At 35.3% G+C, this 14,326-nt stretch carries 11 protein-coding genes; 8 read left to right on the forward strand and 3 right to left on the reverse strand.

Going from position 1 to position 14,326, the window contains the following annotated elements:
* The first annotated feature begins 46 nt into the window (after positions 1–46).
* Positions 47–838: a YdcF family protein gene (locus VB694_RS08080; RefSeq protein WP_323359794.1), complete on the forward strand. Its 792-nt coding sequence runs from the start codon at positions 47–49 to the stop codon at positions 836–838.
* 61 nt (positions 839–899) lie between these two features.
* Positions 900–1,118, forward strand: coding sequence for a hypothetical protein (locus VB694_RS08085; RefSeq protein ID WP_323359795.1), 219 nt, complete (start codon positions 900–902; stop codon positions 1,116–1,118).
* A 32-nt stretch (positions 1,119–1,150) separates the two neighbouring features.
* On the opposite strand, the gene VB694_RS08090 is transcribed toward VB694_RS08085, so the two are convergent.
* Complete coding sequence (locus VB694_RS08090; RefSeq protein ID WP_323359908.1) at positions 1,151–1,372, reverse strand: ferredoxin-thioredoxin reductase variable chain; 222 nt, start codon at positions 1,370–1,372, stop codon at positions 1,151–1,153.
* Between the two features lie 685 nt (positions 1,373–2,057).
* The gene (locus tag VB694_RS08095; RefSeq protein WP_323359796.1) at positions 2,058–3,998 is read right to left on the reverse strand and encodes a PP2C family protein-serine/threonine phosphatase; all 1,941 of its coding nucleotides are present in this window, start codon (positions 3,996–3,998) and stop codon (positions 2,058–2,060) included.
* Between the two features lie 253 nt (positions 3,999–4,251).
* Between VB694_RS08095 and VB694_RS08100 the strand changes: the two genes are divergently transcribed.
* Positions 4,252–4,686: an NfeD family protein gene (locus VB694_RS08100; RefSeq protein WP_323359797.1), complete on the forward strand. Its 435-nt coding sequence runs from the start codon at positions 4,252–4,254 to the stop codon at positions 4,684–4,686.
* Positions 4,687–4,722: 36 nt separating this feature from the next.
* A complete protein-coding gene (locus VB694_RS08105) occupies positions 4,723–5,697 on the forward strand; it encodes a stomatin-like protein (RefSeq protein ID WP_323359798.1) in 975 nt (324 codons plus the stop codon).
* 64 nt (positions 5,698–5,761) lie between these two features.
* On the opposite strand, the gene VB694_RS08110 is transcribed toward VB694_RS08105, so the two are convergent.
* Complete coding sequence (locus VB694_RS08110; RefSeq protein WP_323359799.1) at positions 5,762–6,151, reverse strand: Fur family transcriptional regulator; 390 nt, start codon at positions 6,149–6,151, stop codon at positions 5,762–5,764.
* Positions 6,152–6,367: 216 nt separating this feature from the next.
* Between VB694_RS08110 and purS the strand changes: the two genes are divergently transcribed.
* From purS to VB694_RS08130, 4 genes are all read left to right on the forward strand, one after another.
* Entirely contained in the window at positions 6,368–6,646 is a 279-nt protein-coding gene (purS, locus tag VB694_RS08115; RefSeq protein ID WP_323359800.1) for a phosphoribosylformylglycinamidine synthase subunit PurS, read from the forward strand.
* A 114-nt stretch (positions 6,647–6,760) separates the two neighbouring features.
* Complete coding sequence (gene purQ / locus VB694_RS08120) at positions 6,761–7,432, forward strand: phosphoribosylformylglycinamidine synthase subunit PurQ (RefSeq protein ID WP_323359801.1); 672 nt, start codon at positions 6,761–6,763, stop codon at positions 7,430–7,432.
* A gap of 144 nt (positions 7,433–7,576) precedes the next feature.
* The gene (locus tag VB694_RS08125; protein ID WP_323359802.1) at positions 7,577–10,594 is read left to right on the forward strand and encodes a hypothetical protein; all 3,018 of its coding nucleotides are present in this window, start codon (positions 7,577–7,579) and stop codon (positions 10,592–10,594) included.
* Between the two features lie 119 nt (positions 10,595–10,713).
* Positions 10,714–14,325 carry a helicase-related protein gene (locus VB694_RS08130; protein WP_323359803.1) on the forward strand — a complete coding sequence of 1,204 codons (3,612 nt, stop codon included), beginning with the start codon at positions 10,714–10,716 and terminating at the stop codon, positions 14,323–14,325.
* Position 14,326: the final 1 nt, after the last annotated feature.

The raw sequence follows: 14,326 nt of genomic DNA on the forward strand, positions 1-14,326 counted from the left end.
AAGAGTTTTTTCTAATTACCAATTTACCAATTACCAATTATGAATTATGTTTCTATATCTTTCTAAATTACTGCCTTTGTTTTTTTATCCTTTGGGATTAGCAAGTGTTAGTTTAATAGTGGCTTTGGTAACTTTGTGGAAACGTCCAAAGATTGCGGCAATTTGTATTTCTCTATCTTTAACTTTATTGCTGGTGTGTAGTAATGCTTGGGTGGCTAAAAATTTGGTGCGATCGCTAGAATGGCAAAATATCCCTGCTACTGAAATACCCCAAGCTGAGGCTATTGTGGTTTTAGGTGGTGCAACTAAATCAGCTATTTGGCCTCGTCCCACTGTTGATTTAAGTGAATCTGGCGATCGCGTGATTTATGCGGCTCAACTCTATCGGCAAAAAAAAGCGCCTATAATTATTTTGAGTGGTGGCCGCATTGATTGGCGTGGTAGTGGTTCTCCCGAATCAGCAGATATGGCAACTATTCTCACATCTATTGGTATTCCTTCAGAGGTAATGATTCAAGAACCAGATTCTTTAAACACTTATCAAAATGCTGTCAATGTGAAAAAAATCCTCGAAAATAGGGGAATTAAAAAAGTATTATTGGTGACATCTGCTATGCACACGCCGCGATCGCTTAAAATTTTCCAACGTCAAGGTATTGATGTAATTCCTGCACCCACTGACTTTCTAGTTAGTCGGGGTGAACTGCAAGAACTAGTCAGCACTCCCAAAGCCGCTATACTAAATTTATTACCTGATACTGATAACTTGAACCAGTTTACCAGTGCTTTAAAAGAATATATTGGATATTTTGTTTATGGCTTACGAGGTTGGCTTTAAAAATCAAAAATCAAAAGTCAAAAATTTTAAATTAACCCCTTTTAATTATTACTAATTACCAATGAAAGAACTACCCTACATTGTCCCATCACCTCAGACCGAAACTCAAGAAATTTTTGCAGTTCATCAAACATCTATAGAGTTTTATCACGAGGTTCAAACCCGTTCGGAAATTAAACGTTATTGTGAGTGGTACTACACAACCGCAGCAGAAAATAAAAGAGAGTTGGAAAAAATGCGCGGCGAACTTAATATTATGGGGTGGTTTCGTCGCCGCTAATGGATAATTAATTGAGATTAATTGAGATTGATTTAAATAACTTCTAATTCATTCTCGCGCAAATGAGCTTTAAATTTTTTACTAAACTGGACTAAAATCGGCAGATTAGCACTCACCGGTCTACCTTGCCATTGGGTGACAACAGCAGAAATTTCGCCTTCTGTACCTTTGAGGTCAAAAGGCTGATTGCGATGTTCAGGATGATGATAAACTACTACCGACTCTTTTACACGGACGCGATCGCTAATTTTCATAATATCATTTACATCTAGCTTTTGCTTTTCCACAACTATCTGCTATATAAAACCTAGACAAAGCTAGACTTTACTTTCTACTTCAACAGGAGCATGGGAGCGGTTATCCCTGAGTAGACTTACACGCTGTAGCCCAACGCGATATTTCTAAAGTTAATATCTTGAAAAAGACTACCACTATCATTGCTTGGTTTTCGCGTAGGCAATAGTCTTAATTCCATAGTTACTAAAAATATAGTCAAATATTTCTAGCTTGGTAAGGTACTACACCTTACAGGGCTAACTACAAGCCGCACTATTCGGTTTCTATCCTGAGATAGATTTCCGAACTACTTTTACTTTTTTCAGTTCTGATTTGATTAGCTACTCTTGAAAATGTTTTATTTCGTCTAATTTATAGGATTTCCTGGCACACAGGAGCTATGGTTAGGTTAATTCTAACTCTCCGCACTCTCAGATCAGGACTTTCACCACTTTCCAAGGATCTACGCTTCTTGAACTCCAGACTAATATATCACACACCTTCACATCTTACATCACAGTTCCAGACCAAAATTGATGATATTTTTGTACCACGGATGTTAATATTTGACTGTATCTGACTATATTTTTGTTATTTAAACCTAATACTGAATTTGCCTCGCCTGGTTGATTTTACCATATCTCGACATTCAAGAAAGATAGCTTATTCACGCTTGGGGCAGAATTGGTTTAGTTGTTGGGGAAGTTGCCGACAAACCTGGACAAAAGATTGAGGCTGAAATTGCCACCAAGCAAATAAACCTATACTTGTACCTCCCAGTAACAGGGCGAAACATCCTCCCAGGATGACAATTAGTTTACCGCGATTTAGTTCTTTAAGTAGAGTAGGGGCTGATTCTTCTGTCAATTCCAAATCCAATAAAGCCAGGGAACTGTCTGCTAAATAATCCACTGTTTCTGCTTCTGGTGCTGTTATTGCCGATTCCTCTGGTTCGATAGGTTGTGTAATCATTGCAGCAGGTTTAACAGGTACTAAAGAGGCTTGGGAAGTACGGCAAACAGTGAGAACAACAGATGTGTTATCTTGACCGTTTTTTTCATTTGTCAGTTTCACCCAGTTACGTGCAGCATCTTCCACAGTGAGTTTACCTGTTAAGAGTGGAACTGCATAATCCCGCCAGGATTGTTCTACCCAATCATCATCGCTTAAACCATCAGAACAAAGTAATAAAATGCCGTCTTCTTCCAAAATAAAGCGTTTAACGGAAAAGTTGAGGAATTCCGCTTCTTTTGTCCCTAATGCTTGGATTAGGGCATGGGCATTAGGTATTGTCATGGCTTGACGGTACAAAGCATGACCAAAGCAGACTTCCCTGTTGGCCATATCATCATCTATTGTCAGTAGTTGGCAATAGCTGGGAGTGATCCAATAAGCACGACTATCACCAACACTCGCTATATAAAGTTCATGGGCGTTTTCTGACTCCCATCCTGTGTTTGTAACTATGCGTTGCGGTAATTGTATAGCCATAACTAAAGTTGTGGCCATGCGTTCCCTACCTTGGCGGTGTTGTTCGTCATTCCGTGACCAAATCATATTATTCACCACCCGCAAACTAGCTTCTAATTGTTGCTGTAACAAGTCTGGAGGGACAATTTCTGTTTGTTCGGCTACATCTTGTAACCAAGCACGGATTTGTAGTTTCAAAGACTGAACTGCTAATTGACTGGCAACTTCGCCACCTTCATGGCCGCCAATACCATCACAAACTATTGATAGATGTTCTTTTAAATAGTTATCTAAATCACTATGGTTACTGGGGTAACAGCTGTCCTCATTGTGTTTCATCACAGGACCTATATCTGTAAAACCGGCAACTTTCAGCATTAGGGGTAATTCGGCTGCTGATGCTAGTAATAATTGATTAAGTTGATTGGTAATGGTAACTAAATCTACTTGACCTTGGCACATCTGCTGGATGATGTTGCCTAACCCTGCGGCTATTTCAGCTTTTGCTACTAGTACCCATGACTGCCAAGATTGCCCCAAGTCTTGTAAAGTTGGTTTTTCTGTGCTTGGCTGTAATTCTAACAACCGTATACACCAACCTTGAACCAGTAAGTTATCTGTTGATAGCAAGCTGGCAGCCACTCCCAATTCTGATAATGGTTTCCAGAGTTGGAGAATTTGCCATAGCCAGTATAATTGCCTAACTGCTTTTGCTTCTTCCCAAACTTCAGTAATGATGGGGTAGAGATTTCCTGCGGCATTTATAGGGGCATTTTCTAATAGGAGAATATCATTTGTGTCTGCGGTTGAGGAACTTGTAAATCCATAAGGCTGAGGGATATGTAACCGTTCTGGATATAATTTTAGGTAAGGAATTACTTCTGGTGGTAATTCTGCTGGGATTTCTGGTGGTAGTCCTGGTTGCGTATCCAGCCACATTTGTTGTGTAATTACTTCATACCTATTTGCAACTTTTGTTTGCGGTTGTATTGTTGCTGCTACTGAGCCAGTTGCCCAAAGATAGCGGTAAATTAGGGGTGTTTGACAATTGTAGCAAAGGCGATCGCCTTTATTGTTAATGGGTTGATCACAGTCTGGATTTGGGCAATGAATGATCTGCTGAGTAGAAATCATAAATGTATAAATTATAAAATTGACTTGCGATTAAATTTAGGTATCAAGGGCTGGCATTTTAGAATAAACTGTGTTTGTAGACTCCCGGTTATAGGTTGTTACTTAATTTAATCAAAAATTGCCGGCTAAAAATCCCAAGTTTTGTTTTTTGTTTTCCGTAAATTGTCAGGATTTGAGTGGAGCAGTTAATCAATAGTTCTCTATTCCCTGTTCCTGATTCAGATCAATTTAATTTATTGTCTGGGATGGCACTATGCCAATTTTTACCTTAATCTGGCTGTTAGCAGGTATAGTTCTGTGTTTAATGGAACTTTTGTTACCAACAGCTTTTGTAGAGTTCATGATGGGAATTAGTGCCTTGGTGGTGGCGTTAATTTCTTACTTGGGGTTGGGAAATTTATGGCTGCAAGTGCTGATATGGCTATTGCTTTCTAGTCTGCTAGTTGTGTTTTCCCGCAGGTTTTTGCAACCACCAACACGGAAGTCGAAAATTACTGATGCGGTGATAGGGGAAACTATCACAGAAATTTTACCAGGACAGGTGGGAAGGGTGCTATATGAGGGTAATTCTTGGCGTGCTAGATGTGATGATGACAAAATCAGCATAGAAACAGGGCAAAGAGTTTATGTGGTTAGCAGAGAAGGGACAACATTAATTGTCATGCCGGAAAATGTTTTGCATTCGTAGTTGTGAATTTAGTTACTACAGAGGAGAGTTATCAAAATGGGTGAGCTTTTTGTGTTATTTAGTTTAATATTTGGTAGTGGTAGTTTTGCCCTGCTGAAATCAGTGAGAGTGATTAATCAGGGTGATGAAGCTTTGGTGGAAAGTTTTGGTAAGTATAAGGATAAACTTGGACCTGGCTTAAATCTGATTAATCCTTTTTTCGATAACATTGTTTACAAACAAACTATCAGAGAAAAGGTTTTAGATATTCCCCCACAGCAATGTATTACTCGTGATAATGTTTCTATCAGTGTTGATGCGGTGGTTTATTGGCGGATTGTGGATTTGGAGAAGGCTTACTATAAGGTGGAAAATCTGCAAGCGGCGATGGTAAATTTGGTTCTAACACAAATTCGCTCAGAAATGGGACAATTAGAGTTAGATCAAACTTTTACTGCCCGCACTCAAATTAATGAACTTTTATTACAAGAATTAGATGTTTCTACAGATCCTTGGGGTGTGAAAGTTACACGAGTAGAATTGAGAGATATTATCCCTTCTAAGGCAGTGCAAGAATCTATGGAGTTACAAATGTCCGCAGAAAGACGGAAACGGGCATCAATTTTAACTTCTGAGGGTGATAGAGAATCTGCTGTTAATAGTGCTAAAGGTAAGGCTGATGCTCAACTTCTGGATGCGGAAGCTCGGCAAAAATCAGTGATTTTACAGGCAGAGGCCGAACAAAAAGCGATTGTTTTGAGAGCGCAAGCAGAAAGACAACAACAGGTTTTGAAGGCACAGGCGATCGCTGAATCAGCAGAAATCATAGCACAAAGAATGAAGGCTAACCCTGAAGCGCAAAAAGCGGTGGAAGTGCTGTTGGCTTTGGGTTATCTGGAGATGGGTTCTCTCATTGGTAAAAGCGATAGTAGCAAAGTAATGTTTATGGACCCCCGCACTATCCCCGCTACTTTGGAAGGCATACGCTCTATTGTCTCCGATGTCCCTACTGAGGTGATTGGGGACAAGTGATTGGGGACTGGGGTGCAGGGGAGCAGAGGAACAGAGGAACAGAGGAGAAAATTTTTCCTAATGACTACTGACTAATTTCCTGACATTGGTTACACAAGCCAAAGAATTCTAGGGTATGAAAGAAGACTTTAAATTTGTGGCTAGATTTTAACTCGTTCTCTAATTCATGGACTGGACATTGATGGATAGGTATGGAAAGACCGCATTGAAGACAAGTGAGGTGATGTCTATCTTCCTGGGTTAAGCTATAGAGGGCTTCACCGTTAGCCAAAGTCCTTACTTGTACTTTACCTTCCAGTTTGAGGGCTTCTAGTGAACGATAAACCGTGGCTAAACCCATGCTTTGACTACGGTTACGTAGTTCTATGTATAAATCTTGGGCGGAAATGCTTTGTTTAATGTTTTTCAAAAGGTTCAAAATCCGGTCTTGACTGCGAGTACGTATAGCTTTCATAACATTTTTTGATTTTTTTGATTTTAGATTGGAGATTGAGAATAATAAAAATTTGGTATCTTATGTGACTATTTTAAGTTAACATAAGTAATGACAGCTTTTTAATTGCCTAACTGATAGATTAGATTAACTAAGTTTCAACTCTGTGATTTTATTTTCAACCAGTGGGAACAGAAAAGTTATAGGATAGCGATCGCAGCATTCAGCAAAAAGCCTGTGCAAAGAAAATATTTAGCTAAAATTTTCGTGACGCTTCGGCCTTCAGTCTTAGATCCTGCTGGTGTGGCTGTACAATCTGGCCTCAAACAAATGGGATACGACAGCGTGGAACAGGTGAGAATTGGTAAGTACATTGAGTTAACCACTATCGCACCTGATGATACGAAAGCACGTCAAGACTTGAATCAAATGTGTGAGCAAATGTTAGCAAATCCAGTGATAGAAAACTATCGCTTTGATTTGATTGAAGTGGAATCACAAACTGGTGTTTTCTAGGTAATGGGGACTGGGGACTGGGAACTGGGGACTGGGGACTGGTAATATTTGATTATTCCTAATTCCTAATTCCCTATTCCTAATGACTAATGACCAATGACCAATGACTAAATTATGAAATTCGGTGTTTTAGTTTTTCCAGGGTCTAATTGCGATCGCGATGCTGCTTATGTTACTAGAGACTTGCTAGGACAACCAACGCGCATGGTTTGGCATCAAGATACTGATATTAGTGATATAGATGTAATTATTGTCCCTGGTGGCTTTAGTTACGGGGATTATTTGCGTTGTGGGGCGATCGCTCGCTTCTCTCCTGTGATGCAGCAAGTGATTGAACATTCACAAAAGGGTAAATTTGTCATCGGTATTTGTAACGGGTTTCAGGTATTAACTGAGGCTGGTTTATTACCTGGAGCGTTAGCTAGAAATCAAGATTTGCACTTTATTTGCGATCGCTCTCCCTTAAAAGTTGAGCGTAATAATTTACCTTGGACTCATGGTTATAGCGAGGGGGAAGTTATTACTTTACCCATAGCTCACGGAGAGGGGAGATTTTACAGTGACGAATCTACTTTAGCAGAAATCGAAGCTAACGGACAAGTTTTATTTCGTTATCAAGAAAATCCCAACGGTTCACTCAACAACATTGCGGGGATTTGTAATCGTCAAGGCAATGTTTTAGGCATGATGCCACATCCAGAAAGAGCAGCAGATAAAGCTTTAGGTAATACTGATGGTTTGCGTTTGTTTCAGGGTTTGTTGGGGAAGGTTGCAGCTTTAGTGTAATAGATTCCCGGCTTCTGAACGGAGTCGGGGATCTATACTTTATTTTATTTTATTTTTTATTTATTGATTAAGACTTGACTTGTCAAGTTGCAAAGGTTTATTATTCAATAATTGTAATTTTCAAGACAACAGTTAGGGGTGCAAATGAACAAAATAGCAATAAATCCAGACTTAGCCAATGTGGATTATACTGATTTATTGGATAAAATTCTCAGAGTATTACAAAATCAGCAGATATTTACAATTTCACCTGATGGAAAAAAGGTGATGATTAATATTAATGAAGTAGTTAATGAAGTTATTAAATTAATTCCTCATAACCCATTGGGAAACCAAAAAGCAGCACGTTCAGCAACTTTGAATTTTACTCCTGGTACTGAAGATTCATTTAGGGAGAAAATTAAGGAAATTTTAAAATTAATTCAGGATAAATTAACAGCAGAAATTCACACTAAAACAGGAAATTATCAAATAGATAGATTTACTTTTATCAAAAACTTAATTTTAGGTTTGCAGGAATTTCAAGGACAGTATAACAGAGATGATAAAACCAAAGAAATACTTTTAGATTTTACCTATCCCTTTAAAAAAGCCGAAAGTCTACAAAAACAGAGATTAACAATTAAAAGAGATGAAAACAACAAAAACAACCCTTTATTAAAAGCGCACAAAGTTAAGATTCACATAAATAAACTCCGTGATTTTACAGCTAATTTACTAGCAGGAATTAATAATTATATAGATGTAACATTTTTAGATGCTAATACACAAGATCGAGAAGATTTAGAATATATAATTGAGAACCTGGAGAAAAACACCAACTCCGATATTTACAGTTTACAAAACCTCGTCAACCAAGAAACACTAGGAAAACTAAAAAAACTAGCTAAAATTAGATATTTAGAATATTTATTAGAACAAATTGACGACAAAAATGAAGGGAGAATATATTTACAAGATTTAATCAGAAGACTAAAATTATTAGAAGAGTATATTAACGATAGTAACAAAGCAGATGGGGAATATGAAGTTAACTATGGGGGAATATCAGTTAATTATCAAACCCTGTTTTCTCGTAGTGAAGCTTATGATATATTACCAATAATTCCCGTCATTGAAGGTTATTTAGGAGAAGCAAAAAATCCCAACCAAGAAGAAATAGAATTTACCTTTGGAATTAAGTTAAAATTTAATGGTAAAGTGCAAACTGATGGAGGAAAAACAGTTTATGATTATCACCTTAACCTATTAAACCCAGATAGTGATACTCATAAAAAAGAACTTGCAGACGAGTCAACAAAATTCACCTTTGTCAATAAAATTTTGAAGACTGCATTTCTATATTATTTCATATTTGCATCACGTCCAGATTTAGAAAGTGATTTAGAATATAATCCCATTGACACATTAGAAAAAAATGTCTTACCCATATTAAGAGGTAATGACGACGAAGCAAAAAGAAAACTATTTAGGAGTTGGATCAAAGGTTTTGAAACATTAAAAATTAAAGATAAAATCAAAACTTTGAAAGACACCCTCACTAAATTAATTCAACATAAAACACCATTTCCAGCAAGAAATTATCCTGTACATATTTCTGTCAAAAACAGTATTTTAGAAACAGACATTGATACTATAAATGAGAGACAAACCATATTTAAAGAAGCATTGCGGAGAAACTACAAAGACTGTTTAAAATACATTAACTTAGGAGACGCAACCACACAAGACAACTTACTGATCACCCTTCCTGGAAATATCAATATCAGTGAAATTCATTTCTTGGAGACAGAAGATAAAGAAACATTTGAAATGGAATATGATCTTACCCCAGGTGTGGGAGTTGTATCCGTGATATTTTTAGCGATGAAAGAAGGGGGTAATTTTTATCAGAAACACTTAAAACATCGTAATTTATTGGTGTTTCCCCATCGTTCAGAAAGTGATAAACTAGAAGCAAATCAAGAATTTATTTACAAAATCACCTATAGTTTACTTGCGTATCTTTCTCTTCATGTCATCTTAGAAAGACAAATATCAAAAGACGTAAAACCATTTATTCCTCTGTTGAGGATACACCTAAAAGAGAAAACTGATAACGCACCTATAGAGAAATTTATCGTTTCTTTAACTAGGGTATTATCCCATCTATTTAATGATGGATACCGCAGTAATGAACAAGGGATAGTCATTACTAACCCAGGAAATTTAAAATTTAAAATTCCTAATGTTCTCAGTTCTTTATATTCCGTATTTCCCAAAAAATTCATATTATCACCAACGGAGAATTTTCAATTTCAAGAACTTGATAAACTTGCGATCATCGTTGTTTCTAGTCGAGAAAGTGACAGTCGGTGGAATATCAAAGAGAAAAAATCTAATTTAATGGGTGAAATTATCACCATACAAACAAAAGGGAAAGAAGCGAGATTCCAACTTTTCAAAACTTTCTCAGAAAACTATGACGATCATCAAAAAATGTTTGAATATCCTACGGTTGTGGTTGATAATGTAGATAATCTTTACAAAAGAGGATACAGACACTTTATTTATATCGCAAAAGTTCCTTACAGTAGTACATTACATATTACTCAAGTAGAAAAAAATGAAGAATTATTTTTCATGTCTGAGAATGTGATTAAATCTTTAAAAAAAGAACGACATGATATTAAAATTTATCCGATGTTTTTTGAAAAATACTATGCAGTGAAGTTTGAAACTCCTAAATCTGCGTCTTTGTATATTCAGGATACTTTAGAACTGGGTAATTTAGTGGAGGATAGACATAAACAATCTGTAATTTTCTTTAATTTATTTAATGGTTTAAGTGTTGCAGATGATGTTAAATATCATGGGGTGATGTCTTATGCAACTTTGTTAAATATTTATGAGGGAATTTTAGATGATAAGGATATTAAGGAAGGGTTAATTTATGATGACAGTCAGTTGAAAAATGAGATTTTACATTGTTTAACTTTGTTCCATTTTTCCCGTTATGAAAAATCAGGTACAGTACAGTTAAAGTTAGATCCCTATCAAAATTTAATTGGGGATGAGTCTGTTAGTCAGTCTGCAATTTTTAAACATATTAGAGAGAAAGTTGATTTTAATTCTCTCGCTTTTTTAACTCAGGTTAAATCAATATTATTAGGTAAGGAATAAAAAACAAAACTTCTCTTTCTTTGCGTCTTTGAGGAAGATTTTTATTATAAAAACGAACCGCAGAGACGCAGAGTTCGCAGAGAGAAGAGGTTTTTGATAGTTTTTATAAGGTGTGAAATATGACTGCAAAAATAGCTGATGATTTAGGAAGATTGTTTGAAGTTGGTTTTAATATCGGGATTCTATCTTATATCCATAAAAATAATATTAAAAATCATTTTGGTGATTTATATAGTCAGGAGTTGCAAAATCTCAAGTTTGCAGAAATTAAGAAGACTATTGTTAAGAAAGTTATTGGTAAATTAGAACGAGAAATAGCGGAAACTTGGTGTCAGTTTTTTGTACAGAAGGGTTTTCTTTGTGGGTTAAATTTCTTTCGGGAGTATCTTAAATCTCTAGGATGTGTTAAAAATGAAAATTTTAGATATCTAGAAATTATCTATTTTCAATGTCGGTTTAATGGTGATAATAGTATTGGTACTCATGAAGTTGATGAAGTACAATGGTTTAAAAATGTTCTCTCTCAGTGGAAAAGTTTAGCAGTCACTTTTGGGGATATTCAAAATTATAAACAAGGTGGTGATTTTCTCAACGCAGATAGTTTGATGTTGTTGAAATATAAACATAATTATCGGGTTTTATGTCTTGATTTATCGGTGTTTTCTATCCACACTGATGAGGATTTACAAAATATTGATTATGTGGAAATTATTAGAGGTTTGTTATTACGAGATATCAATTATTTACGTTCTAAAAGTGTGTTTTCTAAGTTGCGTATTGATACTGAATCTCTGGGTTTAGATTTTTCTCCTAGTTTGAAGGAATATTTCACCGCTTTTAAATCTAAAGATAAGGAAAGTGCTAAATTAATTCAAGCTGGTAGTTATATTTATAGTTTCTGTCAGTTTTTACAAGCAAATTCTCTTCTTCCTGATGTTTCTAGGTTGGTTTGTAATGCGGTGGGATATAGCGATCGCTATTTTAATACTATCTCTATTCCCGCAAATAATCTAGAACTTTTTCACACTTGTTATCAAATTTATCAAGAACATGATAAAAAGGAAGAAATAACCGACGCACGTTATCGCGTTTTACAAAAAATCCAAATCAACGCATATCGCAGTTTTCAACAAGGTAGAAAACTGGTTAATTCACTTTTAGAAATTACTCCTAATACTATTAATATTTTACCACGTCATACAGAAACTATCACAGATTTTTTTAACTCGGTTTCTCCCGTACCTTCTGAGTTGGTTTCTCAATTTAATTTAACCGGAAATCCCAATTTTAGACAAGCGCACAACCAACTAATTAAAAGATATTTACTTTCTGAAAATACCTACATCTTTTTAACAGGAAATCCCGGAATCGGAAAAACTACCGCTATCGTTGATTTTCTCACTCAATATCAAAATGATGGTTTCCTTTTATTATACGTCAGTCCTCGCAAACAAGTCAATCTTGATATTATTGAAAAATTCAAAGATCGCAAAACTGGGAAATTAGTTAATGATCAAATTTTCGCTATCAATACTCACAGTAATTTGATTCAAGATAACTCTGGTAAACTCTCCGTTGCATATACATCAAACCAACATCAGCATGATTTTACTTTAGGAGATGTGCATTTTCTCAACAGTGAAAATATTGAAAGAAAATCTCGACGTAAAGACAGACTTGCACAGATAACAGATGATACTTTTCAAGATATGGGAACAAAAAATAAGGGGGTTTTACAGAGTATTTGTGAAGGGTTATATTATCTCATCCGGGATCAAAAGTATAATCAAATTATTGCTACCGCTTCTACCCAGTCTCTGAAAAAAACTGACTATGGTGATACTTTAAAACATCTAGAAAAAATCTTCCAAGACGCATACAGTACCAAAGAAAATAAAGTATTTCCTGAAAAGATGCGAAATATATCCCGCAGAATTAAACATCTATTTATTATGATAGATGAAATTACCGGAGATGAAGGAGGGGTAGAATTTTTAGAGGGGATTAAAAAAATGGTTAAAACCTATCAGTTAACCAACTCGGAAAATGGTTTTAATACTAAAATTATCGTCGCGGATGCTTCTATTGTTGATAAAAATGTTATTTGTCAACATTTAGAAGATACTTCTCCCGAACCGAATAAGGTTTATTTTAGAACCGCAGATACAAATATTCAACCTCTATCTGTAGAAAGTTTCACTTTTAAAGGTTCACCTGCTATCATTATTAATACTAACACCTACCCTGCACAAAGTTTAACTATTAATTATCAAATAATTGTCGAGTATTGTCGTTTTACTAATAGAGTTAAATTAAAAGATAAATCTGATTTAGAAAAAATATCTCAGGAAGAGATTTTAAAAGACATTAAAAAACTGCTGCAAAAATCTGATGTTGAACAATTTATAGTTTACATCCAAAATAAACCCAAATTATCAGAACTCATTGATAAAATTCAGTCAGAGTTAGGAAGAGATAACTTTGTGAAAAATATCCACTTCCTAGAAATACACGCGAATATTTCCGAACTGGAAAAACAAGAAATTAAACTACATCAAGAAAATGTCAAAGTTGTATTTATGACTGCTTCCGGTAGTCGCGGTTTATCCTTCCCCAAAGCAAAACATATATTAGTCGAAATTCCTAAGTTTGAAATTGAAAAAAACCTGATGGAAATAATTCAAGTTATTTACAGAGGTCGGGGAAATGATATTATAGATAGCCAGGATAAATACCTCACATTTTATTTAGCTGAACGTTCAGTTTATTATCAAGATGATCCAGAAATATCTATTAAAGAAAACTCTTTAAATTTATTAAATCTTCTCCTCATCCTCAAAGCATCTATCATGACTAGGATTCAAGGTTATGGTAATATCGGAAGGAAGAATTATTTACTTATCCCCATCGGTGGAAAATCAGTTTTTGCTGCGGGAGATACCTTTTCTAGTAAAATTGAAAATATCATTACCCAACTGAAAAAAGAATATAACCGCAATAAAAGTCACACTTCCTTAAAAGACGCATACACCAAACTAGAATTATTAATGGGTGATGGTGATTTTATCGTTGCTAAAAATACGGAAGAGAGTTATTTAAAGATTCGGGAAAATTTCAACAATACATTTTTAGAAGTTGCGAAAACTTTTGATAAGTTATTAGATTTTACCCCTTTGGAATTGGGTTATATTAACGGTGGTTTATTAATTGTACCCAGTCCAAAAATTGAAGAATCTTATCAAATGCGGTTTTTAGATATTCAAAACTATGTAAATATAGAATTATGGAATAATTTAAAAAGCATTAGTAAAAATCAAACCTACCCGGAAAGTCTCACATTTGCGGTGAAAGATGCAATAGAATTAGTAGAAAAATTAATTAATGCACCGGAGAAAACCCAGAATTATCTGCAAAAAAGTCAAAATACAGATCAGTATTATGCTTTACCGTTATTTGCGTTTATTAGTGGGGAAGTGATGAAAGAATACTTTGAAAGTAAATCAGAAGAACCTGAAGATCAACGTTTTAAAGATATCCTATCTATATATATTCGTTCATTATATCCCGTCGGTAACGTTTTACCCATAGGACATAACTACAAAGAATTTCCCTTTGTGGTGTTTAGAAGCTATAGTTTAGGAGAAATTAGAAATAAACTGTTCACAGAAAAATATCTGTTAAACTCCCAAGAATTAAATGTTCTCAATTTGATTCTTTCTCAAAATTCCTAGA

The sequence above is a fragment of the Anabaena sp. UHCC 0451 genome, from assembly GCF_034931405.1.
Lineage (GTDB): Bacteria > Cyanobacteriota > Cyanobacteriia > Cyanobacteriales > Nostocaceae > RDYJ01.

Coding starts and splice junctions, on each gene's coding strand:
- VB694_RS08080 (WP_323359794.1), top strand. CDS start 47: ATGTTTCTATATCTTTCTAAATTACTGCCTTTGTTTTTTTATCCTTTG.
- VB694_RS08085 (WP_323359795.1), top strand. CDS start 900: ATGAAAGAACTACCCTACATTGTCCCATCACCTCAGACCGAAACTCAA.
- VB694_RS08090 (WP_323359908.1), bottom strand. CDS start 1,372: ATGAAAATTAGCGATCGCGTCCGTGTAAAAGAGTCGGTAGTAGTTTAT.
- VB694_RS08095 (WP_323359796.1), bottom strand. CDS start 3,998: ATGATTTCTACTCAGCAGATCATTCATTGCCCAAATCCAGACTGTGAT.
- VB694_RS08100 (WP_323359797.1), top strand. CDS start 4,252: ATGCCAATTTTTACCTTAATCTGGCTGTTAGCAGGTATAGTTCTGTGT.
- VB694_RS08105 (WP_323359798.1), top strand. CDS start 4,723: ATGGGTGAGCTTTTTGTGTTATTTAGTTTAATATTTGGTAGTGGTAGT.
- VB694_RS08110 (WP_323359799.1), bottom strand. CDS start 6,151: ATGAAAGCTATACGTACTCGCAGTCAAGACCGGATTTTGAACCTTTTG.
- purQ (WP_323359801.1), top strand. CDS start 6,761: ATGAAATTCGGTGTTTTAGTTTTTCCAGGGTCTAATTGCGATCGCGAT.
- VB694_RS08125 (WP_323359802.1), top strand. CDS start 7,577: ATGAACAAAATAGCAATAAATCCAGACTTAGCCAATGTGGATTATACT.
- VB694_RS08130 (WP_323359803.1), top strand. CDS start 10,714: ATGACTGCAAAAATAGCTGATGATTTAGGAAGATTGTTTGAAGTTGGT.